A 21,754-nucleotide genomic window follows, 5' to 3' on the forward strand; every position below is an offset into this window, starting at 1 on the left:
GGGGTCTTCGGACCTCGGGCGTTATGTTTTCCGGCTTCTTTTCTTTCCAGTATTTCTTGCTGCAATGACGCGCTATCCGTCCACCACCCGCGAGAAACATGCCACCCGAACAGAGTTAGCCCCGGCGTCTAGCAACGCCGCCACGCACGCATCGCTGGTCGCTCCGCTTGTCAAAACATCGTCGACAAGGATTACGTTCCGCCCGGCCACCGTCTTGGCACGGCTGCTAACCACGCTGATCGCCCCTTGAAGCGCTTTTGCCCGCGCTTCCTTGCCTAGGCCGCCGAGGCTCGGCGTGCGGCGATGGCGGCGCAGTGCATCGACAGCCAGCCCGCCGCGTCCCAATTTTTCAAGCTCGCGCGCGATCAAAGCCGCCTGATTGTATCCCCGGCTCCATAACCGGGTCCGGTGCAATGGCACTGGCACAAGCAGAGGCATGTCGGCAGTTTCTGGCGGTATGCGGTTTGCGATCATACGGGACAACAGGCCCGAGAGAGCGATCTTGCCGCCATGCTTGAACGACAGGATGAGCCTGCGCGAGGCATCGTTGTAAAGCGTTGCCGCGTAAACCCCCGAATGGCGCGGCGGATTAGCAACGCACGCAAAGCACAAATCGGACGGCGCATTGCCCGATTGGCCAATAGGCCGCGCACATGCCGAACACGCCGGCTCGCTCGGAAACTCCAAGCCTCCCCAGCATTCAGAGCAAAGCCCGCCCTGATCCGCGACCGCATCGCCGCATAAAGGGCACCGCGGAGGGTATATCAGATCAACAATCGGTTTTAACCCGCCGGCAATTTGGCCCCTGAAATCCATGCCTTATATGTCGCACGGCTTGCACTGGAGTGGCAAGCGCGGCAGGGCGCATTGCCATGAATACCGCCCCGCCCCGCATTTTCGACCGGACTCGCTCAAGCGCGAAATGGAACCGCGCACGTACCCGGCAAAAACTTGGCGGTGCGGCCAATTATTTGAACGAGACGCTGGGTGATGATTTGGCAGAGCGGCTCGATTTCATGAATTTCACAGGCGGCAAAGCGCTGATCGTGGGCGATGCCCCGGAACCACTTTCCCGCATGTTGCTGGATAGCGGCACTGTCATAAACGCAGCGCCGCTTGGCCTTTTTGACGAGGAAGCGCCCGATAAATTCGAAGCTTACGATCTGGTCATCCACCTGCTCGGTCTGGGGATGGTCAACGATTTGCCCGGCGCGCTGATCCATGCCCGCAATGCACTGGCCGATGGCGGGTTGTTTATGGCAGCGTTTCCCGGTGCGGGCAGCTTGCCGGTGCTGCGCCAGCTTGCGCTTGTCGCCGATGGAGATCGGCCAGCGGCGCGCATGCATCCCCAGGTCGATAACCGGGCCGGAACTGCTTTGCTGGAACGCGCCGGTTTCAGCCGTCAAGTGGTCGACAGCTATGCCGTCAACGTTCGCTATTCTGCTGCAGAACGGCTTGTCGAAGACTTGCGCGACCACGGGCTGACAAGCTCGCTTGCAAGCCCCGCTCCGCCTGTCACGCGAACTGGGTGGGAGCGGGCGCGCAAAACCTTCGATGACCTGCGCGAAGATGACGGGAAGGTCACGGAAACCTTCGAAATCCTCACGCTGACAGGTTGGCGCTGAACGCCCCTTGATCAGCCTTTCAGCGCAGCCTGAGCCGCGGCGAGCCTCGCAATCGGCACGCGGTATGGCGATGCACTCACATAATCGAGACCAACTTTTTCGCAGAACGCGATACTGGCTGGATCGCCGCCATGTTCACCGCAGATCCCCAGCTTGATATCAGGCCGGGTTGCCCTGCCCCGCTCGGCTGCGAGTTCAACCAGCTGTCCGACCCCATCGACGTCGAGGCTGACGAATGGATCGCGCGGAAAGATGCCCTTGTCGACATAAGGCGCGAGGAACCGGGCTGAATCGTCGCGCGAAACGCCGAGTGTAGTTTGGGTCAGGTCATTGGTGCCGAAGCTGAAGAACGCGCCTTCTTCGGCAATTTCCCCTGCCATCAGCGCCGCTCGCGGCAGTTCGATCATGGTGCCGACCAGGTATTCGACCCGCGCACCTTGTTCTGCAAAGACCTCTTCGGCCACCCGGTCGATCAGCGACTTCAGCAATTCCAGTTCACGCTTGGTCGCAACCAGCGGGATCATGATTTCAGGAAGCGGCGCCTCCCCGCTCGATTTCTGAACAGCACAGACTGCCTCGAATATGGCGCGCGCCTGCATCTCATAGATTTCAGGGTAGGTGATGCCCAGACGGCAGCCGCGGTGGCCCAGCATCGGGTTGAATTCGTGCAGCTCATCCGCGCGCCGTTTCAAGTGATCCACACCGAGGCCAGTGGCATCGGCCAGATCTTCGAAATCTGCGTCCTGCGTTGGCAGGAATTCGTGCAAGGGCGGATCGAGCAGCCGGATCGTGCATGGCAGACCGGTCATCACTTCGAAAATACCGGTAAAGTCCGCGCGCTGTTCAGGCAGTAGCACTTCGAGAGCCTTGCGCCGTCCCGCTTCGTCTTCGGCAAGGATCATCTGGCGAACCGCACTGATCCGGTTCGCGTCGAAGAACATATGCTCTGTACGGCAAAGCCCGATGCCTTCTGCGCCAAATTGGCGCGCCATGCGGCAATCATCGGGCGTTTCGGCATTGGTGCGCACTTTCATGCGGCGCAGCTTGTCTGCCCAGACCATCAGCGTGCCGAAATCTCCAGCGAGCTCCGGCTTTACCGTCGGCACAATGCCCAGCATCACCTGGCCATTTGCGCCGTCGAGAGTGATCTCATCGCCCTCTTTCAGTTCGGTGTCGCCGATCCGAAGGACGCGGGTCTTGCGATCAATCGTCACGCCGCTCGCGCCCGACACGCATGGCCGCCCCATACCGCGCGCGACCACTGCCGCGTGTGACGTCATGCCGCCGCGTGCGGTCAGGATGCCCTGCGCCGCGTGCATACCGTGAATGTCCTCTGGCGAGGTCTCTACGCGGACAAGGATCACTTTATCGCCGCGCTGGGACCATTGCTCCGCCGTGTCGGCATCCAGCACGATCTTGCCGGCAGCTGCGCCCGGCGATGCAGGTAGCCCGGTGGTCAGCACATTGCGCTCTGCGTCAGGGTCCAGCGTAGGGTGAAGCAGCTGGTCGAGCGCCATCGGATCGACCCGCCGCACAGCCTCTTCCTCGCCGATCAATCCCTCACCCACCATATCGACCGCCATTTTGAGCGCAGCCTTGGCCGTCCGCTTGCCAGAACGGGTTTGCAGCATCCAAAGCTTGCCGCGTTCTACGGTGAACTCGATGTCCTGCATGTCGCGGTAATGCGCCTCCAGCAGGTCAAATACGTGCGCCAGCTCGCCGTAAGCGTCTGGCATCGCTTCTTCCATGCTGAGCGGTTTCGCGCCCGCCGCATCGCGCGCTGCTTTGGTCAGGTATTGCGGGGTGCGGATGCCGGCTACTACGTCTTCGCCCTGCGCGTTGATCAGGTATTCGCCGTAATAGGCACGGTTGCCGGTGGCCGGGTCGCGGGTGAAGGCCACGCCGGTCGCGCTGGTGTCCCCCATATTGCCGAACACCATCGCCTGCACATTGACCGCCGTGCCCATGTCGCGAGGAATGTCGTTGAGCCTGCGGTACACCTTCGCCCGGTCGGTGTCCCAGCTGTCGAAAACCGCACCGATTGCGCCCCATAGCTGCGCCTGCGGGTCCTGCGGGAATGGCTGGCCCAGCTCCTTGTCCACGATGGACTTGAACTCGGCAACCAGAGTGCGCCAGTCATCAGCAGACAGCTCTGTATCGGCGTAAAAGCCGTTGTCTTCCTTGGTGATCTCCAGCGCCTCTTCGAAGAGGCCGTGATCCACGCCCAGCACCACGTCGGAGTACATCTGGACGAACCGGCGGTAACTGTCCCACGCAAACCGGTCATCACCGCTCGTCTTCGCCAGCCCCTTAACCGTCTCGTCGTTCAGGCCCAGGTTCAACACCGTATCCATCATGCCCGGCATTGAGATTGCCGCGCCGGAACGCACCGATACCAGCAGCGGATCGGCGGCATCGCCAAAGCTCTTGCCAACCGACTTCTCGATGTGAGCAACCGCCTCTGCGACCGAAGCCCTCAGGCTCGCATCGAACGTCTTGTCTCCGGCAAGGTACTCAAGGCACTGATCGGTCGTGATGGTAAAACCCGGCGGGACCGGCAGACCGATGCTCGCCATTTCGGCAAGGTTTGCGCCCTTGCCGCCCGTGACGCTCTTGTCGCCCTGACGCGGGTCATCGTGGGCGGCGCTTCCGCCGAAGTGGTATACCGTATTGCTCATTGAATGGGCCCTTTTGAGGCTGCGAGTAGGGGAACTGGCATCGGAGACAGTTGAGACATGGACCGCGTGTTACACGGTCCTGAGGCAGAAAAGCGATCCTCCAAAAGACGTATCGGCCCTGCCCATCGGTTAGCCTTCGATCCGGCTGAAGTCGGCGACATTGCCCACGGCTTTGGTGAAACGGGAAAGGAGGTCCAAACGCGCCTCGCGCTTTTCAGGATCATCGTCATTGACCGTCACATCCTCGAAAAAGGCATCGATTGGACCGCGCAGAGTGGCGAGCGCCGCCATCGCGGTTTCAAACTCTTCAGCATTGACCGCAGCAGCCGCTTTTGGTGCCGCGGCATCCAGTGCATCTATCAGCGCCTTTTCGGCAGGCTCGGGCGAGTAGGAAAGCGAATTGCTTTCGGCCGTTGCAGCTACGACGGCGTCGAATTCCGGCTTACCCGCCAGGGCAAGCGGATCTTCTTCGCCGGTGTGTTCGATGCCGTCTCCGGCGGATGTGTCCCAATCCTCCTTTTTGAGGATATTGGCCGCGCGCTTGTATCCTGCGAGCAGGTTTTGGCCGTCTTCGCTTAAAACGAACGACTGCAGAGCACCAGCACGCTTTTCGACGCGATCAATTCTCCCATCATCAGACGTGCCCCAGTTCGTCGACGCTGCAACGAAATCATGCCGGATGCCAGCATCTTTCAAAACAATTTTAAGTCTGTCTAATAGGAAGTCAGGGACCGAAGTCATAATCTTTCTACGACTGAATTCGGACTGCGATAGTTCTCGCTTTTTACTATGCCCAAGCCACCCTTGGCCCAACACTTCGCCTAAGTGGATTTTTAGTCCGTTCTGACGAACGAGAGTCAACACTCCTATCGCTGCACGACGAAGTGCATAAGGGTCCTTTGAACCCGTTGGGAATTCCTCGATTTCAAAGAACGATGCCAGCGTGTCCAACTTATCCGCAAGAGACACCGCAACCGTCACTGGAGCGGTCGGTACATCATCGCCCTGGCCCACCGGCTTGTAATGATCGCGGATCGCATCCGAAACCTCGATCGGCAGGTCTTCCGTCTCGGCGTAATATCCGCCCATCAGGCCTTGCAGCTCGGGAAACTCGCCAACCATCTCGGTGACCAGATCAGCTTTACACAAGCGCGCAGCCTGCTCCGCAAGATCAGGATTGCCTTTTACAACGTCTTCTTCGCAGAGCCACCGCGCAAGCTTCGCAACACGGTCAACCTTGTCCGCGACTGTGCCCAGCTTTTCGTGGAACGTGATCCGCTCAAGACCCTCGGCGTGCTGGGCGAGGGTTTTCTTCTGGTCTAATTCCCAGAAAAACCGTGCGTCCGATAGGCGTGCAGCCAGAACCTTGCGATTGCCATCGACCACAACCTCGGGATGGGTCGCCGCAATGTTGGCCGTGCAGATAAATGCGTTGGCGAGGCGGTTTTGCCCGTCATTGGCCGCATCCTCGCACACGAAGTATTTCTGGTTCACGCGCGCAGTCAGCTGGATGACCTCGGGCGGCACGTCGAGATAATCCTCGTCAAAGCGCCCCAGCAGCGGAACCGGCCATTCGGTAAGGCCCGCATTCTCGATCACCAGACCTTCGTCCTCGACCAGCGCGAGACCCGCCGATTGGGCAGCGTCCTTGGCTCCCGTGCGGATCATGTCCTCGCGCTCTTTATGGTCGACAATAACGGAGGCGAGGCGCAGTTTCGCCGCGTAATCGTCTGCGCCATCGATGCTGATAACGCCGTCCGAGTGGAAGCGGTGCCCCATCGTTTCTCGGCCGCTGGCTAGGCCATGCGTGATGCAGGACACAACTTCGCCGTCCAACAGCGCCACGATGCCTGACAGCGGGCGCACCCAGCGCAGGCTTTCGCTGCTGATCGACGCATCGCCCCAGCGCATGGATTTGGGCCATGAGAAATCGTCGATGATCGCGGGGATCGCGGCGGCGAGCAGTTCGGCCACCGGCTGCCCCGGCTTTTCGATCACGGCGAAGTACGTCGCGCGGCCCTTTACCTCGCGCTCTTCCAACTGATCGCGGGTAACGCCGTTTTTGCGGCAAAAACCGTCAACAGCCTGATCGGGCGCACCCACCGGCGGGCCTTTTGCCTCGTCGCGCACAGCCTCTGTTTCGGTCGGCAGGCCGCGCGCAATCAGGGCAAGGCGGCGCGGCGTGGACCAAACCGAAAGATCGCCCACCGCGACACCGGCGGCATCCATTTCGCGCCGGAACAGTTTTTCCAGTTCGCCGCGCGCGCCTTTTTGCATGCGCGCAGGGATTTCTTCACTGCGCAGCTCAAGCAGGAAATCGGCCATCAGTTGAGGCTCCATTCCGGGAATTTCTCGGCCCATTCAGGCGCTTTCAATTCTGCGTATTTCTCGCAAGAGCCGCGCGCCAGATCGCGCACCCGGCCCATATAGCTGGCGCGTTCCTGAACGCTGATCACGCCGCGCGCCTGCAACAGGTTGAAGATGTGGCTCGCCTCTACCGCCTGTTCATAGGCGGCAATAGGGACGTCGTTTGCCAGCGCGTTGCGGCATTCCACCTCAGCCTTGGCAAACAGGTCGAACAGCGCATCGGTGTCGGCGACCTCGAAATTCCATTTCGACATCTGCTTTTCGTTTTCGAGGAATACTTCGCCATACGAAACACCGCGGCCGTTGAAATCGAGGTCGTAGACGCTGTCGACGCCCTGAATATACATTGCGAGCCTTTCGAGCCCGTAAGTCAGCTCGCCCGCAACCGGTTTGCAATCGAAACCGCCCATTTGCTGAAAGTATGTGAACTGGGTGACTTCCATCCCGTCGCACCAGACCTCCCAGCCCAGCCCCCAAGCGCCGAGAGTTGGCGATTCCCAGTCATCTTCGACAAAGCGGATATCGTGTTTAAGCGGGTCGATACCGATGGCTTTCAGGCTGTCGAGGTAAAGCTCCTGAATGTTCTCCGGCGAAGGCTTCAGGATGACCTGATACTGGTAATAATGCTGGAGCCGGTTGGGGTTTTCGCCATAGCGCCCGTCGGTAGGACGGCGGCATGGCTGAACGAACGCCGCATTCCACGGTTCCGGGCCAAGCGCGCGCAGCGTTGTCGCGGTGTGGAACGTTCCGGCGCCCATGCGCATGTCATACGGTTGCAGTATAACGCACCCCGCCGCCGACCAGAAATCGTGCAGCGTCAGGATCATGTCCTGGAAAGAACGGGTCGGATCGCGCGTCGCAGCGGACGATCCGCGCGTGACGGTTTTTACCTCGGATTCCATGGTCGCGGCTTTGGCGGATGGCCCCATCAGCGTCAATGCCGCAGCGCAGCACCGACAGGATTTGCGCACCCGAAACCCCGGAAATCTGCGGTTCTTGTCATGCCAGCATTACCAAAAGTCAGGTCTTGTTGACATAGTCAGCGAATCGCGACATAAAGTAAGGGCAACCTGACATATCGGAAGGTTGAGGTTACAAACTTCTCACTCCCCAGGAGAACCACAATGGCTAAACTGACTGCTCTTTTCGCCGCTCCCGCTCTCGTTCTTATTGCTGCTCCGGCTGTTGCCGCTGGTCCGAACACGACAGATTTCGATGCTTCTGTCGCTCATGATGATCTGGATCTGACCACAGAAAATGGTGTCGCTGTTCTGGATCAGCGCGTGAAGACAATCATCCGTAGAAACTGCGCCAATGGCGGCCGCGACAGCGTATCGCTGCGCCTGGAACGCCAATGCCGCGCTACCGCATTCGCTCGGGCCGAAACGCAAATTCGCGTCGCGATCGCCAATGCCAATCTCAATCGAGTTCGTCTCGCTTCAACCAACACTCCAGTTGCGCCGGAAGCTTGATGATAGGTTCCCGGTGGATGAGGTGGCCTCCCCGCTGTCCTTATCCGCCGGGAACAGCCAATCATGCCCCCCCAAGTCAAACCTCAAATGCCGAAGGAGTAATTCGCCGTGAAGATATTGAAATCAACATCTACCCTTCGCTGGTGGCAGCTTTTCATCCTCATCGGTTTGGCGGGTTATGCGGTCGGCGCGATTGCTGCCAAAATCATGAATGCCTCCGGAGCGTGATAAGTGATGAGTAATCGTCAGAAGAAAGCTGATCGTTTTTATCTGGCCAGCACGGTGGGCGCGATCGCGCTTTTTGTCTCGTTGGAATTATACGTCTTCGTCAACTACATCCTTCTCACCCTGCCCGACGCGATGCACGCGCCCGGAATGCTCGCGCGAAACCTTTTGAATCTTCCGACTTTGGCAGCCTTGGCCGGGGCGCTCATCACGCTGATCGTACTACGGAACAGCGACGAATTCGCGTTGGCCATCTGGAACAGCGGAACGACATCCGGCTTCTTCATGTCCATCATCTGGCTGTTTTTCGTCCCCGTTTTTCTCTCCGCGCAAGCGGCGCTATCAGGTTCGTCTGAAAAGCCCGACTTTGACTTTCTGATAGCCTGGGGTGCTCCCGTCATCATGGCTGCGGTCTTTGTCGGCCTACATATCAAGCGTCTAAGAGGCTGAGTTAATGACCAAAGCAAACATTTTCATGGGCGCAGGATGGGTCGGTCTGGTCGCATTGCTGGCCATCGGCATCGGGGGTCTGGCTTCCGTTCCTAAAGCGTTTCTGGTCGCGGGGGTTATGATCTGTGTCGCCTGCTGCTGGGTGATTTTATTCACCAGAAACGCCGATGAATATACACGGGGCCTGTGGACTTCGGGCGCAAGCCTCGCCTTTGCGACGCTTCTAATCCTGTTTCTCGGCCTTCCATTCGCCGAAGGTTTCTATGACGGCTTTCAATCCGCACGCGACGGCGGCACCGGGCAAGACAACGAACGCGATATTCCGGCAATCGCAACCATAGCCCTCGCGATTATCGCCTTTTACATCGGCCTGTTCTGGAAACGGATCAGGGGGGGCATCTGATGCCGTATGTTCCCAATCAGCCGGGCGAGGAAAACCGTAACTTCGCTTTGCAATCGATGTGGGTTGGTTTTGCAGCCGCATGGCTGTTGCTTGCTGGCAAAGCGTTTGGCTTTTTTGACCATGTCGATGCCATTGGCGGCGGTTTCGCCTCCGGCTCGCTTATTGGCCTTATCTTCTTCTCGTATCAGGATGAATATATGCAGCGCCTGATCGGGAAGGCATCCGCCTGGTCATGCGCGGTCGTGGGATTGTGGCTTTTCGCCAGCGTTGTGTCCTTCACCAGTGGATATGTGCAGGATCACGTATTTGGCCTGATCATCGTTGCGGTAACGTTCCAGACGTCCTTCGCAATTTCACGGATCAGGGGATATTGTTAGCCTATGCCTAAACCCACAATAATGCAACGCTTGCGCAAGCTTAACCGGTTCTATGATCCGCTGGTGGATGCTGCGTTTTATTTGATGATTGTGCTGATGCTTTACAGCAAGGGCCTCCAATTTCTTATGCCGCCTGAAGAGATCAAAGCACTGCCGACGTCGGGGATATATGTCACTCTCTTTTTGATTACGTGGCCATTGCTTTTCCTTCTTGTGGCGGCTCGTTTCATGCGGGACGAGTTCGCGCAGAAGATCTGGTCGAAAACTGCCGGGACTTTCACCTATTTCGTTGTCTTCTTCCCCCTCTTCTTCATGCTCACAATTGCCGCATTCGGCACCGATGCATTTTTGTGGTTCGAAGCAGGCGGGACATTGTTTGATGACAGGCTGGACACCCCGCCTCCTCCTGACGTCACATTTGAGCAGGCTCCCAGAGAAGTCACCCAATTTGTCATGTTCTACGGGCTGGTTGAAACGATCAGTCAAATAGCAATCTGGTCTCCTATAATCTTCTTTGCGATCTACAAGTTTTACCGATGGCGTGACAGCAGATGAAGGACCGCCTCAAAGTCTTACGCGCCGTCCGGCTCAGCGCTCTAACTGGGTCCGAAGCACTTCTGCACGCTCAAATTTTTGACGGGAACTCCCTATGAATATTCTCGGATCAAGAAAGTCAGGTTCGGGTCGCGATCGTACCGACACTTCTACCGGCGAGGGTCCACTCCGTTTCCGGCTCTATTATCGGCTGATGGATGCTGCCCTAATTTACCAAGTCTTTGCGCACAGTCTGATTACGATCATCGGCTTCTCGCCTACGGATCTTCATCCGGTGCTATCGGGCGTGATCAGAGCAATCTTGATTTTGTTTCAGCTTGTGATTGTTCCGTTGTTGATCATCGTGCCGACTTGGCGTGATGAATATGCCGATCTGCTCTGGAAGCGCACTATGGTGCAGTTGGCGTTCCTGATGACGATCATCCCGCCATTTTTGCTCCTTTCCATCAATTTCATCTCGACCGTGTTTATCCAGGGTGATCTCGACAATTGGGGAGGCAACCGTCCCGACTGGCTGCTCGACCCGCTGCTGAAAGAGGCTTGGGTATTGCAAACGACGCTTTATGTCTGGCTCGTTTTCACCAGTGCTTTCGTCCTCTTGTTCCAGTTCAATCGATGGCGCGACAGTCGCGAAACTACAGAATGAAGAACCGCCTGAAAGTCTTACGCGCGGAGCGTGATTGGTCGCAGGCCGAATTGGCCGGGCGGCTCGACGTGTCGCGCCAGGCCGTGAATGCGATCGAGACAGGAAAGCATGACCCCTCGCTGCCGCTTGCCTTCAAAATCGCCCGCCTGTTCGATTCCAGCATCGAGGAGATTTTCGATGACGAACTCTGACACAGAACTCCAGACTGGTGCCGCGTCGAGGAAGGTCGTCATTTTGGTGATCTCGAGCGTATTGCTCCTGTTTCTCCTCGCCTTTCTTGCAGGTTTTGCAAAAGGAGCGCTTGAACACGGCACGCCTTCGATGACGGATATCGGTGTTGGCTTTGGCATTCTTGCTGCGATCTCAGCGACAATCGCCGTGAGCTGGAAGCTATGGCCGGCGACTGATCCCGAACCAATCGGCCCGAGCGTCAGGAAATCGCGCAACCTTATGGGCATTTTGATCGGCATTGGAACGGCGTTAGGCGTGGGTTTCGCGGTTGCCGGCCGCGATAAAGGTAGCATTCTGTTTTCGAACGATCCTGTCAGCCCTGCCATTGCCATAGCGGCGCTGATCGCCTGGCTGGTTATAGTTCCGGCTGTCAGCTGGAAATGGTGGAAAGCCGTCGATGAACATGAAGCCAAAGCCTATCTGGAAAGCACTTCCATTGCTCTGCATATCTATTTACTTGTGACACCCGCTTGGTGGCTTGCATCACGCGCGGGATGGGTCGCGCCGCATGACCCCATGGTCGTCTTGCTGATCGTCTCAATCGTCGGTTCGGCAGTGTGGCTGCATCGCAAATACATGTGAAGTTCTCCCACAATGCCAGAACCGTTCAAACACCCGCCATATTTGATTGCTATCTCCCGATAAAAAGGACCATTTCATGAAACTGACTTCACTGCTTCCATCGTCCGCCGCTGCTATCGCGCTCCTCGCCGGTGCCCCGGCAATCGCCCAGCAGTCCGCGCCCGCTCCGGTCGAGGAAGAGAAGGTTCCGGCTGCCGAAATGGAGCTGGAAACCGCGCCGGGCGCACCGGCCCTGTGGCAGGTCGCGGACGAAGACACGACGATTTACCTTTTCGGCACTGTGCACATGCTGCCCGATGACGTCGAATGGTATAGCGGCCCCGTGAGAGAAGCACTGACCGACGCGGAGGCTCTTGTCACTGAAATCGACATGAACCCAGAACTCGCGGCATCGATGGGCGCGATGGTCGCTGAAAAGGGTATGCTGAGCGATGGCCAGACGCTGCGCGACCTGATGGACGAAGACCAGCGCGCTACATTCGAAGCGGGCCTCGCCAAGGTTGGTATCCCGGCTGCTGCGTTCGATACGATGGAACCGTGGCTTGCCTCCATCGCCATCCTGCAGATCGTGACGCAGGCATCCGGTTTCAGCGACGATAAAGGCGTCGAAACCGTGCTTGAGGCGACGGTCGGTGAGGACGTAGACCGGGTCGCATTGGAAACGATCGACTTTCAAATCTCGATCTTTGATGAATTGCCGCTTGATCAGCAGGTCCTCTACCTTCTCGAAGGTGCCGAAGACCCGATGGAAGGCATCCAGATCCTCAATCAACTAGTTGCCGAGTGGGCAGAGGGCGATGTCGATGCGCTTGGCGCTTTGATGAATGAAGGTTTCCTGTCGCACCCGAACCTTGCGGAAAAGCTGCTTTATGAACGCAACGCCAACTGGGCCGAGTGGATTGATACACGTATGGATGAACCCGGCAATGTGTTCATCGCGGTAGGTGCAGGTCACCTCGCGGGAGAGCGCAGCGTGCAGGATTACCTCGCTGAGCGCGGAATTACTGTCACGCGCGTGCAGTGACGCCTGCGGTTCGGGCCAGCTTTGCGGCGCTGCTCGGAGTACTGGCCTTGGCCGGTTGCTCCGAGGCGCCGCAGGATGGCCCGGTTGATGCGGACCCGCTGCTTTATGAGATTATCGGCACCGATGGCGCGGTCGAAGGGTGGATGCTGGGCACCATCCATTCCCTGCCCGATGGTATACGCTGGCGCACACCCGCAATAACGCAGGCAATCGACGATGCAGACTACCTGATTGTCGAGGTCGCTGCCTTGGAAGATGGCGAGGCAATTGCGCGCACCTTTGCCCAATTGGCGACGACGCCGGGACAGGCACAGCTTGCGGAACGGATCGATCCTGCTTTGCATGGCGAGCTGGATGCACTCATCGACCGGTCCAGCTATTCTGCGGAGGATTTCAGCGCGACGGAGACGTGGGCGGCCGCCCTTATGCTGGCGCGCGTTGAGGCGACAGGGGAGCCGGCCAACGGTGTAGACCGCGCCATTATCCGCGATTTTACCGGCAGGCAGGTGCGCGAATTCGAAGGCGCGACGATGCAACTCGGCATTTTCGACAGTCTGCCCGAAGCGGACCAGCGCGACCTGCTCGAAGGGGTGCTGCGCGAAGTGGAAACGCTCCGCAATCGCCCTGACAGGCTGCACAGCGCGTGGCTTTCGGGCGATACTTCGGTTCTGGAAGAAGCGACGCGCACGGGCATCATGGCTGACCCCGAACTGCACACGGCGTTGATTGTGGAGCGCAATTTCCGCTGGGCCGAAATGCTGCAAGACGATTTGAAAGCCGCGCCCCGCCCGCTCATCGCCGTTGGCACCGGGCATCTGGTCGGGCCAGACAGCCTGGCCGTGCTGCTGGAAAAGCGTGGTTACAAGGTTGAGCGCGTAACGCAGTAAATCCTTGCCATTGTGCCCGCCTATCGGTAGTGGCGCGCTCTTCGATGTCTCGGTCATCCCTGGAGGCGGACATCGATAGACTGAATTTCAACTAATGCATTCGAAAGGCACGTATCATGAGCGACGCTCTTACACTGCCGGCCGAAGCGCGCGAACGGGCAGGCAAGGGAGCCTCCCGTGCACTTCGCCGCGAAGGTCGGGTACCCGCTGTTATTTATGGCGGTAATGAAGAACCCACACCCATCCATCTTGAAGCGAAAGAACTGGTTCGGCAAATGTCGACTGGCCACTTCATGAACTCGATCGTTCAGGTCGAAGTGGATGGCAAACAGGTTCGCACCATTCCCAAGGATGTCGCTCTGCATCCGGTCACAGACCGTCCGGTCCATGTCGATTTCCTTCGCCTGTCGAAAGACTCGAAGATCGAAGTCCAGATCCCGGTTGTCTTTACAAACGAAGAAGAATCGCCCGGCCTCAAGAAGGGCGGCGTTCTGAACGTGGTCCGTCACGAGCTGGACCTGATCTGTGCTTCGGACAGAATCCCTGACGAGATCGAAATCGACGTCACCGGCAAGGAAGTCGGCGATTCGATCCACATCAGCGAAATCACGCTTCCCGATGGCAGTGAAAGCGCGATTACGGATCGCGACTTCACCATCGCAACCCTCGTCGCTCCATCCGCTCTCAAGAAGAGCGAAGAAGAAGGCGGAGACACCGAAGAAGTCCCGGCAGATGGCGTTGCAGCCACCGAGCAGGGTCCGGATGCGGATGCCGCCGAAGAGCAGGAAGCAAAGAGCGAATAAACCGCTTTTTCCTCAAGCAATCACCAAGAGCGCCGGGCTGGGAAACCAGTCCGGCGTTTTTGTTTGTCGGGCTCTTGCGTTCCGAATCCTTCTTCGGGATGCGATCTCCTTAGCCTTGTCGGGCTTCACGGCGGGCGCTGACCCTTGCTGCGCTTGAGGGGCAAGCAAAGCCTGCTAAGGAGCGAAAATGCAAATCTGGACTGGCCTAGGAAATCCCGGACCGCGTTATGCGATGCACCGGCACAATATCGGTTTCATGGCGATCGATGTCATTGCAGAAATGCATGGCTTTGGTCCGGTTCAGAAGAAGTTTTCCGGCTGGGTACAGGAAGGGCGCATTGGATCGCACAAGGTCCTCCTGCTGAAACCCGCGACCTTCATGAATGAAAGCGGGCGCAGTGTCGGTGAGGCTCTTAGGTTCTACAAATTGGGCACCGATGCGCTCACGGTGCTGCATGACGAGCTTGATCTCGCCCCGTTCAAGGTGAAAGTGAAGGAAGGCGGCGGCCATGCGGGGCACAACGGCCTGCGATCCATTGATCAGCACCTCGGCCCGGATTTCCGCCGCGTTCGCATCGGTATCGGCCATCCGGGACACAAAGACCGCGTGACCGGCCATGTCCTCGGCAATTATGCCAAGGGGGAACAGGATGACCTCGTCCAGATGCTCGGCGCAATCGGAGCAGAAGCGCCGTGGCTCGCGGACGGCGACAACCCGCGTTTCATGAGCGAGGTTTCGCTGCGAATGCAGGATTGATTGCCGTCATTCGGCAACCATGTGCGGCGTTGCACGTTGAACGCACCATATGAAAACTGAAATTCGATCAAACTGGTCCCATGCGATACTGATCTGCAAGAAGTGCAGCAAAAAAGCGAAAAAACGCGGCATCGCGTTCGGCAGTGGCCAAACGGCCCTGCCCAAAGCCTTGAAAAAGGAGCTTGGGACGAAAAAGGGCCGCAAATCGTCGCTGGGCATCATCGAAGTTTCCTGCCTCGATATCTGTCCGAAGAACGGCGTTGTGCTGATTGATAGCCGCACGCCCGCACAGTGGCGCATAATTGGCGAAGGGGCTGATATCGGCGAACTTGCGCGTCAATTATCCAGCGTTGGGTAATCCTTCGCGGCTGGTGCGTTGACAGGCTTCGCGCTAGACTGCCGGAAACTATCGGAGACCGCCAAATGACCAGCATGAACCGCCGCACTCTTCTGGCAGGAGTGGCCGCAACAGGCGCCCTCGCCGCGACGACGACAATCGCAGCCGAGGATATCCTGCCCATTCCGACCGATCTCTCGGGCAAAAGCATGTTGATCACCGGCTGTTCGACAGGCTTCGGGCGTCTGGCTGCCGAGCATTTCGCCCGCAGCGGAGCAAGAGTCTTCGCCACAATGCGCAATATGCCGCGCCCTGAAAGCGAAGAGCTGATCAAGCTGGCGGGTGACGACGCCCTCGATCTGCACGTCATCGAAATCGATGTTCTCTCCGATGCCTCGGTCAATGCAGGCGTGGCGAAAGCGATGGAGATCAATGGCGGCGCAATCGATGTTTTGATCAATAATGCCGGTATCTCATTCGGCGGCCCGGTAGAGATACAGGACATGGAAGCCACCCAGCTGACGTTCGATACCAATGTGTTCGGCCCTCAGCGCATGCTGCGCGCCGCCCTGCCCGCGATGCGCGCGGCGAAAACCGGGCTCATCATCAATGTCTCGTCGCAACTGGGCCGCGTCATTGCGCCCTCTTACGGAATGTATTCACCGTCGAAATTCGCGCTGGAAGCATTGAGCGAAGGGCTTGCATACGAGCTTGTCCCGCACGGCGTAGATGTAACGGTGATCCAGCCCGGCGGGTATCCGACGATGATCTGGAAGAACGCCAATGAAAATTCGCTGACACTGCTGAACCGGTCAGACGGCACCCACACTGCCGGTTACCCCGCGCTGGTTCAGCGATTGGGCCAGCGCACCGGCGGCGGATCGACCGATCCAATGGATGTGCCGCGCGCAATGGCAGAAGTGATCGCGATGCCGGCCGGAACGCGCCCTCTGCGCCGCGAAGTGCATCCTGGAACAAAGCCGCAGATCGCAATCAACGAAGTCAGTGCAAAGGTGCAGGTCGGGTGGCTTGGCGAATCCGGCTTCGGTCCATGGGTGAAAGCGGTCCACAAGGTTTAGCCCCTTTGCGCCGCGCATGGCCTGTTACCCACTGGTAAAGACGCGCCGACGGCGCTATCGGCGCGGTCTCCAATAGATAGAAAGAGCTTCCCATGGGTTTCCGATGCGGGATCGTGGGTCTTCCCAATGTGGGCAAGTCCACCCTTTTCAATGCACTCACTGAAACGCAGGCCGCACAGGCCGCCAATTATCCCTTTTGCACGATCGAACCGAATGTCGGACAGGTCGCGGTCCCCGATGAACGGCTGGACAAAATTGCAGGCATCGCAAACAGCGCGAAAGTGATCGCGACGCAGCTGGGCTTTGTCGATATTGCAGGTCTCGTGAAAGGCGCGAGCGCGGGTGAGGGTCTGGGCAACCAGTTCCTTGGAAATATCCGCGAGGTGGACGCCATTGTTCACGTCCTGCGCTGTTTTGAAGACGACGACATCCAGCACGTCTCTAACAAGGTCGATCCGCTTGCCGATGCCGAGGTCGTCGAAACGGAACTGATGCTGGCCGACCTCGAAAGCCTCGAGAAACGCGTGCCCAATGCCGAAAAGCGCGGCAAGGCGGGCGACAAGGAGGCAAAGGCGCTCGCCAGCGTGCTGGGTCAGGCTCTTGAACTGCTGAAAGACGGCAAGCCTGCGCGGCTGACCGAACCGAAAGACGATGAGGAAGAGCGTCTGTTTGAACAGGCGCAGCTGCTGACCGCAAAACCCGTCCTTTATGTCTGCAACGTCGCCGAAGAAGACGCCGCCGATGGCAATGAATTGTCTGCTACGGTGTTTGCCAAGGCAGAGGCTGAAGGCGCGCAGGCCGTTGTCGTATCCGCTGCTATTGAGGCTGAACTGGTCGAGATGCCGATGGAAGACAGGGCGGAATACCTCACCGAACTTGGCCTGGAGGAAAGCGGCCTCGCCCGCGTGATCCGCGCCGGTTACACGTTGCTGGGTTTAAAGACTTTCTTCACCGCCGGTCCCAAGGAATCGCGCGCATGGACATTCCCCGACGGCGCAAAGGCGCCCCAGGCGGCTGGCGAGATACACAGCGACTTTGAAAAAGGCTTCATACGCGCAGAAACCATCGCTTACGATGATTATGTCGGACTGGGCGGAGAAAGCGCGGCGCGCGATGCGGGTAAATTGCGTCAGGAAGGCAAGGAATACGTCGTGCAGGACGGCGACGTGATGCTTTTCAAATTTAACGTCTGACTTTTTTGGAACCGCTTACCCTGAATTACCGTTGGGAATTCAAACATTCATCAGGGGTAGCTCGTGGTAGACAAGTCAGAAAAATTCAATTGGTTCGTGCGACTGGGCTATTTCAGCCGTGCGATCCTCTATTTCGTTCTCGGGCTCATCGCGCTGACCAGCGCAGGGGCCATCAGCCAGGGCACTGACGGAATTTTCCGCGCGGTCGAGGAATTTCCCGGCGGCAACGTCTTGCTCTGGATCATGGTCGTGGGCCTGTTTGCATACGCGCTTTTCCGGTTTGCCTCGCCGCTTTTCGATATTGAGAACATTGGCTCCGATGCGAAAGGCTGGGGCAAACGCATCGGCCACGCCGGTAGCGGTATTGCCCATCTTGTCCTTGCATGGACTGCCTACCAGTTTGCAACGACTTCGTCCGGCGGCTCGGGCGGCAGCGGCGCGTCTGAAGCAACGGCAGGCGTCCTGTCGATTGACTTTGGCGGTGTCGTGATCGGAATTCTTGGAATTGCGTTCTTCATCGCGGCACTTGCTCAGGCGAAAAAGGCGATCAGCGGCGATTTCATGAACCGTATTTCTGCCAGTGCGCCATCTTACACGCGGATGCTGGGCGGTGCCGGCTTCGGCGCGCGCGCAGTTGTCTATGCAGTGATCGGCTGGTCGTTGGTCAATGCCGGCTTTATGTCCGGCGGTGCGGAAGACGTGAAAACGCTTGGCGGCGCGGTCGCCTCGCTCGCCGGAACTGGCTGGCTATTCACGATCACCGCGCTGGGACTGCTGTTGTTCGGCGTCTTCAGCCTCATCCTGTCGCGTTACCGGATTATCCCGGAACTGGACCGCGATGCCGGCGTACCGCAATTCCGCACATCTTGAATTATACTCCTAGGGGGTATATTTGAGAGTGATGGAAAAGACAGCTCGACTGCATAGAATGGTGATGGACAAACATGTCTGTCCCTACGGTATTAAGGCGAAGTATTTGCTCGAAAGCCGTGGTTTCACGGTCGAGGATAATTATCTCACCTCGCGGGAAGAAACCGACGCGTTCAAGTCGAAGCATGACGTTGAGACGACACCGCAGGTTTTCATCGGTGATGAACGGATCGGCGGCTACGACGCGCTGCGCGAGCATTTCGATATTGCGAAATCCGGCAGCGGCAAAAGCTATCGCCCGGTGCTCGCTGTATTCGCCGTCGGTCTGGCGCTGGCCGTCTCGCTCTCGATAGGAGTGCTGGGCGAGCTGAGTGTTCGGACAATCGAATGGTTCGTCGCGTTTTCAATGGCCATGCTGGCAATGCTCAAATTGCAGGACGTCGAGCAGTTTTCGACCATGTTTTTCGGCTATGACCTACTTGGCAAACGCTTCGTCCCCTATGCCTAAGCCTACCCCTATCTGGAGGCGCTTGCCGCCGTGTTGATGGCGGGCCGAGTGCTACCGTGGCTCTCGATCCCGGTTGCATTCATCATCGGGACAATCGGAGCTGTCAGCGTGTTTTACGCGGTCTACATCCAGAAACGCGACATCAAATGCGCCTGCGTGGGCGGCAGCGGCAATGTACCGCTGGGCTTTATCTCGCTGAGCGAAAACCTCGCGATGATGGGCATGGCGGTTTGGATGCTGGTTCGGATGGGAATGTGATGCCGAGCGGCTTTCACGTCCAATTTTGGGGTGGGACGCGGGCATTGCGTACTATGCCAGCTTAGAGTTATCTCGCTCGGCTTTCATATACCAAACAAAGCACATTGCGTCGTTCACTTTGCCACCTTTGGCCTCGAAGGCATCAAAGTGTTTCTTGAATGCGGTCCTGCCTTCAGCAATGAAGTCAACTCGATCTAACAGCCCTTGAAATTGCAATCTTGCCGTTGCTGCTGTTTCCTCAACCCGCTCCTTCCAAGGTAGGTCCGACGAAACTGCTTTGTATGTATCGACCTCGACCCAGTGGCACTCGCATGTCCCGCCATCGGGAAAGCGAAATTGCAACTGACCGCCAATGTTAAGTAGATCAGCCAGCGACGCTGCCTCAATCACCTTGGGTATGTCGCTAATAGGCCATGCATACTCATTGCCACGAAGGGTAGCGCATTCCATTAGGCGAGAGGGCAAATGTATCTGACAGCCGGTCATTCGCTTGTTATGGCCTCTAAAGCCAAAGTCGGCTAGTGTGTCATAAGCAGATATGCGACGACGCCCGTCAATGCCGCCCGAACAGCTTCTCAACGTCTTCCATATCCAGCTTCACCCAGGTCGGCCTGCCGTGATTGCATTGGCCTGAACGCGGGGTTGCTTCCATTTCGCGCAGCAGCGCGTTCATCTCTGCAACGCTCAGCACGCGCCCTGCCCTAACCGATCCGTGGCAAGCCATCGTCGCGAGAACGTATTCAAGCCGCTCGGCCAGCAACAGCGATCCGCTGTCCTCCTGCTTGCCATGCTTTGCAATGTCGTCCGCCAGATCCTGCAACAGCTTGCCACTATCTGCCTTTGCAATGGCGGAGGGGACCGCGCGGACAAGCATCGCGCCAGGTCCGAACCGCTCTACGGTCAGGCCGAACCGCGCGAGGCCCTCTGCCGCATCTTCGAGCCGGTCGCAATCCGCCTCATCCAGCTCGACCACATCGGGCACAAGCAGCGCCTGCGACCGCGCAACCGCCTCGCCCGCGCCCGCAGCGCGCAGTCTTTCGAGCACGAGGCGTTCGTGCGCAGCGTGCTGATCGACCAGCACCAGCCCGTCCGCGCTTTCCGCAACGATATAGGTATTGGCGACCTGACCGCGCGCAATGCCGAGCGGAAATTCCTGCGCATCTTCGGGGATCGGTGCGGCTTCCTCTGCGCGGCCCGTGGGTAGCGCGCCGGATGATTGCGGCATCCATGCAGGCCTTGGCTCGCTGACGCGTGAAGGCTCGGCTGCGGTCCAATCCCGCCCTTCGAAAATAGAGCGCATCGCCGCCGGTTCCTCGCGCGCAGGCTCCTGCTGCCAGCGATCCATCGCCTTGCGGTCCGGGCCTTGCGCGCTGCGCCGGTCGCCGGTTGCAAGTGCCTGCCTTAAACCGGAAACGATGAAGCCGCGCACTCCGCTTGCATCGCGAAACCGAACCTCGGTTTTTGCCGGGTGCACATTCACATCGACATCCTGCGGCGGCAGGTCGAGGAACAGCGCCAGCACCGCGTGCCTGTCCCGCGCAAGCATATCGGAATACGCCCCGCGCACCGCACCTGTCAGCAGCCGGTCTTTCACCGGACGGCCATTCACGAACAGATATTGATGATCGGCAACGCCCCGATTGTAGGTCGGCAGGCCGGCAATACCGGTGAGGCGCATTGCGCCGTGCGGTGTCTCCCGCGCCAACTCGATAGCAACAGCGTTGTCTTTCAACTCGCGCGCGATGATCTGCGACACCCGCACCGCGAGCGGCTCATCAACCTGTGTTGTCAGGGCTTTGCGGGTTTTGCCCTCCGCGCCGTTTTCAAGCGCAAACGCGATTTCGGGACGCGCCATGGCGAGCCTGCGGACGATGTCGAGGCAGGCAATGTATTCGCTGCGCGGGGTGCGCAGGAATTTGCGGCGAGCGGGGATTTTCGCAAACAGGTTTTCGACCCGGACACGCGTACCGGGGGGCAAGGCAGCCGGACCTTCATCCACCACATCGCCGTGGTCGACCACCATGCGCCAGCCATCGGCCTCGCCGCGAACCCGGCTTTCAATCGTTACCCTGGCAACGCTGGCAATTGATGGCAGCGCCTCTCCGCGAAATCCGAGCGTCGAAACCATTTCGATAGCGTCGTCGGGCAGTTTGGATGTTGCATGGCGTTCAAGTGCGATGGCCATGTCATCCCGGCTCATCCCGCAGCCATCGTCGGTCACTTCGAACCGCGTCAGCCCACCATCGGTCAGCGCAATGGCGATTCGCGTTGAACCGGCATCAATCGCGTTTTCGACGAGTTCCTTGAGCGCAGAAGCGGGTCTTTCGACCACTTCGCCCGCTGCAATACGGTTCACGAGATCGTCTGGAAGGCGGCGGATTTGGGGCATTTGTCGCAGGCTAGCCTTCATGCACCGCAAATTCGAGT

At 58.5% G+C, this 21,754-nt stretch carries 23 protein-coding genes and 1 pseudogene; 17 read left to right on the forward strand and 7 right to left on the reverse strand.

Going from position 1 to position 21,754, the window contains the following annotated elements; genetic code table 11:
- Positions 1-72: 72 nt before the first annotated feature.
- Complete coding sequence (locus ACGHU1_RS01215; RefSeq protein ID WP_390582638.1) at positions 73-816, reverse strand: double zinc ribbon domain-containing protein; 744 nt, start codon at positions 814-816, stop codon at positions 73-75.
- Between the two features lie 56 nt (positions 817-872).
- On the opposite strand from ACGHU1_RS01215, the gene ACGHU1_RS01220 reads away from it, so the two are divergent.
- A complete protein-coding gene (locus tag ACGHU1_RS01220; RefSeq protein WP_390582639.1) occupies positions 873-1,625 on the forward strand; it encodes a methyltransferase in 753 nt (250 codons plus the stop codon).
- An 11-nt stretch (positions 1,626-1,636) separates the two neighbouring features.
- Here ACGHU1_RS01220 and ppdK read toward each other — a convergent pair whose 3' ends face one another.
- From ppdK to ACGHU1_RS01235, 3 genes are all read right to left on the reverse strand, one after another.
- Positions 1,637-4,303: a pyruvate, phosphate dikinase gene (gene ppdK / locus ACGHU1_RS01225; protein ID WP_390582640.1), complete on the reverse strand. Its 2,667-nt coding sequence runs from the start codon at positions 4,301-4,303 to the stop codon at positions 1,637-1,639.
- A gap of 129 nt (positions 4,304-4,432) precedes the next feature.
- Positions 4,433-6,628, reverse strand: coding sequence for a glycine--tRNA ligase subunit beta (gene glyS, locus ACGHU1_RS01230; RefSeq protein ID WP_390583166.1), 2,196 nt, complete (start codon positions 6,626-6,628; stop codon positions 4,433-4,435).
- Positions 6,628-7,497 carry a glycine--tRNA ligase subunit alpha gene (locus ACGHU1_RS01235; RefSeq protein ID WP_390583168.1) on the reverse strand — a complete coding sequence of 290 codons (870 nt, stop codon included), beginning with the start codon at positions 7,495-7,497 and terminating at the stop codon, positions 6,628-6,630. Before ACGHU1_RS01235 ends, glyS begins: the two co-directional genes overlap by 1 nt.
- Before the next feature lie 297 nt (positions 7,498-7,794).
- Here ACGHU1_RS01235 and ACGHU1_RS01240 point away from each other — a divergent pair, with 297 nt between their 5' ends.
- The 12 genes from ACGHU1_RS01240 to pth all read left to right on the forward strand — a co-directional run bounded on the left by ACGHU1_RS01240 (position 7,795) and on the right by pth (position 15,082).
- Positions 7,795-8,142 (forward strand): UrcA family protein, encoded by a 348-nt coding sequence (locus ACGHU1_RS01240; protein WP_390582641.1) that lies wholly within the window; start codon positions 7,795-7,797, stop codon positions 8,140-8,142.
- Positions 8,143-8,376: 234 nt separating this feature from the next.
- On the forward strand, positions 8,377-8,817 hold the full coding sequence (locus ACGHU1_RS01245) for a hypothetical protein (RefSeq protein ID WP_390582642.1): 441 nt from the start codon (positions 8,377-8,379) through the stop codon (positions 8,815-8,817).
- A gap of 4 nt (positions 8,818-8,821) precedes the next feature.
- A complete protein-coding gene (locus ACGHU1_RS01250; protein ID WP_390582644.1) occupies positions 8,822-9,220 on the forward strand; it encodes a hypothetical protein in 399 nt (132 codons plus the stop codon).
- Complete coding sequence (locus ACGHU1_RS01255; protein ID WP_390582646.1) at positions 9,220-9,597, forward strand: hypothetical protein; 378 nt, start codon at positions 9,220-9,222, stop codon at positions 9,595-9,597. Before ACGHU1_RS01250 ends, ACGHU1_RS01255 begins: the two co-directional genes overlap by 1 nt.
- A gap of 3 nt (positions 9,598-9,600) precedes the next feature.
- The gene (locus ACGHU1_RS01260) at positions 9,601-10,152 is read left to right on the forward strand and encodes a hypothetical protein (RefSeq protein ID WP_390582647.1); all 552 of its coding nucleotides are present in this window, start codon (positions 9,601-9,603) and stop codon (positions 10,150-10,152) included.
- A 94-nt stretch (positions 10,153-10,246) separates the two neighbouring features.
- Positions 10,247-10,798, forward strand: a complete 552-nt coding sequence (locus ACGHU1_RS01265; protein ID WP_390582649.1) for a hypothetical protein — start codon at positions 10,247-10,249, stop codon at positions 10,796-10,798.
- Positions 10,795-10,989, forward strand: coding sequence for a helix-turn-helix transcriptional regulator (locus tag ACGHU1_RS01270; RefSeq protein ID WP_390582651.1), 195 nt, complete (start codon positions 10,795-10,797; stop codon positions 10,987-10,989). Before ACGHU1_RS01265 ends, ACGHU1_RS01270 begins: the two co-directional genes overlap by 4 nt.
- Complete coding sequence (locus tag ACGHU1_RS01275; RefSeq protein WP_390582652.1) at positions 10,976-11,611, forward strand: hypothetical protein; 636 nt, start codon at positions 10,976-10,978, stop codon at positions 11,609-11,611. Before ACGHU1_RS01270 ends, ACGHU1_RS01275 begins: the two co-directional genes overlap by 14 nt.
- 76 nt (positions 11,612-11,687) lie before the next feature.
- On the forward strand, positions 11,688-12,635 hold the full coding sequence (locus ACGHU1_RS01280; protein ID WP_390582654.1) for a TraB/GumN family protein: 948 nt from the start codon (positions 11,688-11,690) through the stop codon (positions 12,633-12,635).
- Complete coding sequence (locus tag ACGHU1_RS01285) at positions 12,632-13,522, forward strand: TraB/GumN family protein (RefSeq protein WP_390582656.1); 891 nt, start codon at positions 12,632-12,634, stop codon at positions 13,520-13,522. Before ACGHU1_RS01280 ends, ACGHU1_RS01285 begins: the two co-directional genes overlap by 4 nt.
- A gap of 116 nt (positions 13,523-13,638) precedes the next feature.
- Positions 13,639-14,325: a 50S ribosomal protein L25/general stress protein Ctc gene (locus tag ACGHU1_RS01290; protein ID WP_390582657.1), complete on the forward strand. Its 687-nt coding sequence runs from the start codon at positions 13,639-13,641 to the stop codon at positions 14,323-14,325.
- Positions 14,326-14,512: 187 nt separating this feature from the next.
- Positions 14,513-15,082, forward strand: a complete 570-nt coding sequence (pth, locus tag ACGHU1_RS01295) for an aminoacyl-tRNA hydrolase (protein ID WP_390582659.1) — start codon at positions 14,513-14,515, stop codon at positions 15,080-15,082.
- Positions 15,083-15,149: 67 nt separating this feature from the next.
- Here the strand turns inward: pth and ACGHU1_RS01300 are convergent, their stop codons facing one another.
- Positions 15,150-15,422 carry a hypothetical protein gene (locus ACGHU1_RS01300; RefSeq protein ID WP_390582660.1) on the reverse strand — a complete coding sequence of 91 codons (273 nt, stop codon included), beginning with the start codon at positions 15,420-15,422 and terminating at the stop codon, positions 15,150-15,152.
- Between the two features lie 83 nt (positions 15,423-15,505).
- On the opposite strand from ACGHU1_RS01300, the gene ACGHU1_RS01305 reads away from it, so the two are divergent.
- The 4 genes and pseudogenes from ACGHU1_RS01305 (at position 15,506) to ACGHU1_RS01320 (ending at position 19,327) form a co-directional block, all read left to right on the forward strand.
- Positions 15,506-16,498 carry an SDR family oxidoreductase gene (locus tag ACGHU1_RS01305; protein WP_390582662.1) on the forward strand — a complete coding sequence of 331 codons (993 nt, stop codon included), beginning with the start codon at positions 15,506-15,508 and terminating at the stop codon, positions 16,496-16,498.
- 92 nt (positions 16,499-16,590) lie between these two features.
- On the forward strand, positions 16,591-17,691 hold the full coding sequence (gene ychF / locus ACGHU1_RS01310; protein WP_390582664.1) for a redox-regulated ATPase YchF: 1,101 nt from the start codon (positions 16,591-16,593) through the stop codon (positions 17,689-17,691).
- 63 nt (positions 17,692-17,754) lie between these two features.
- Positions 17,755-18,561, forward strand: coding sequence for a DUF1206 domain-containing protein (locus tag ACGHU1_RS01315; RefSeq protein WP_390582666.1), 807 nt, complete (start codon positions 17,755-17,757; stop codon positions 18,559-18,561).
- A 31-nt stretch (positions 18,562-18,592) separates the two neighbouring features.
- Positions 18,593-19,327, forward strand: a pseudogene (locus tag ACGHU1_RS01320) (MauE/DoxX family redox-associated membrane protein).
- Between the two features lie 51 nt (positions 19,328-19,378).
- On the opposite strand, the gene ACGHU1_RS01325 reads toward ACGHU1_RS01320, so the two are convergent.
- Both ACGHU1_RS01325 and mutL read right to left on the reverse strand, forming a co-directional pair.
- Positions 19,379-19,717 carry a hypothetical protein gene (locus ACGHU1_RS01325; RefSeq protein WP_390582668.1) on the reverse strand — a complete coding sequence of 113 codons (339 nt, stop codon included), beginning with the start codon at positions 19,715-19,717 and terminating at the stop codon, positions 19,379-19,381.
- Positions 19,718-19,880: 163 nt separating this feature from the next.
- Positions 19,881-21,716 (reverse strand): DNA mismatch repair endonuclease MutL, encoded by a 1,836-nt coding sequence (gene mutL, locus ACGHU1_RS01330; RefSeq protein WP_390582669.1) that lies wholly within the window; start codon positions 21,714-21,716, stop codon positions 19,881-19,883.
- Between the last annotated feature and the right edge of the window lie 38 nt (positions 21,717-21,754).

Origin of the sequence: Erythrobacter sp. MTPC3 (assembly GCF_042854385.1) — a bacterium.
Lineage (GTDB): Bacteria > Pseudomonadota > Alphaproteobacteria > Sphingomonadales > Sphingomonadaceae > Erythrobacter.

Coding starts and splice junctions, on each gene's coding strand:
- ACGHU1_RS01215 (WP_390582638.1), bottom strand. CDS start 816: ATGGATTTCAGGGGCCAAATTGCCGGCGGGTTAAAACCGATTGTTGAT.
- ACGHU1_RS01220 (WP_390582639.1), top strand. CDS start 873: ATGAATACCGCCCCGCCCCGCATTTTCGACCGGACTCGCTCAAGCGCG.
- ppdK (WP_390582640.1), bottom strand. CDS start 4,303: ATGAGCAATACGGTATACCACTTCGGCGGAAGCGCCGCCCACGATGAC.
- glyS (WP_390583166.1), bottom strand. CDS start 6,628: ATGGCCGATTTCCTGCTTGAGCTGCGCAGTGAAGAAATCCCTGCGCGC.
- ACGHU1_RS01235 (WP_390583168.1), bottom strand. CDS start 7,497: ATGATCCTGACGCTGCACGATTTCTGGTCGGCGGCGGGGTGCGTTATA.
- ACGHU1_RS01240 (WP_390582641.1), top strand. CDS start 7,795: ATGGCTAAACTGACTGCTCTTTTCGCCGCTCCCGCTCTCGTTCTTATT.
- ACGHU1_RS01245 (WP_390582642.1), top strand. CDS start 8,377: ATGAGTAATCGTCAGAAGAAAGCTGATCGTTTTTATCTGGCCAGCACG.
- ACGHU1_RS01250 (WP_390582644.1), top strand. CDS start 8,822: ATGACCAAAGCAAACATTTTCATGGGCGCAGGATGGGTCGGTCTGGTC.
- ACGHU1_RS01255 (WP_390582646.1), top strand. CDS start 9,220: ATGCCGTATGTTCCCAATCAGCCGGGCGAGGAAAACCGTAACTTCGCT.
- ACGHU1_RS01260 (WP_390582647.1), top strand. CDS start 9,601: ATGCCTAAACCCACAATAATGCAACGCTTGCGCAAGCTTAACCGGTTC.
- ACGHU1_RS01265 (WP_390582649.1), top strand. CDS start 10,247: ATGAATATTCTCGGATCAAGAAAGTCAGGTTCGGGTCGCGATCGTACC.
- ACGHU1_RS01270 (WP_390582651.1), top strand. CDS start 10,795: ATGAAGAACCGCCTGAAAGTCTTACGCGCGGAGCGTGATTGGTCGCAG.
- ACGHU1_RS01275 (WP_390582652.1), top strand. CDS start 10,976: ATGACGAACTCTGACACAGAACTCCAGACTGGTGCCGCGTCGAGGAAG.
- ACGHU1_RS01280 (WP_390582654.1), top strand. CDS start 11,688: ATGAAACTGACTTCACTGCTTCCATCGTCCGCCGCTGCTATCGCGCTC.
- ACGHU1_RS01290 (WP_390582657.1), top strand. CDS start 13,639: ATGAGCGACGCTCTTACACTGCCGGCCGAAGCGCGCGAACGGGCAGGC.
- pth (WP_390582659.1), top strand. CDS start 14,513: ATGCAAATCTGGACTGGCCTAGGAAATCCCGGACCGCGTTATGCGATG.
- ACGHU1_RS01305 (WP_390582662.1), top strand. CDS start 15,506: ATGACCAGCATGAACCGCCGCACTCTTCTGGCAGGAGTGGCCGCAACA.
- ychF (WP_390582664.1), top strand. CDS start 16,591: ATGGGTTTCCGATGCGGGATCGTGGGTCTTCCCAATGTGGGCAAGTCC.
- mutL (WP_390582669.1), bottom strand. CDS start 21,716: ATGCCCCAAATCCGCCGCCTTCCAGACGATCTCGTGAACCGTATTGCA.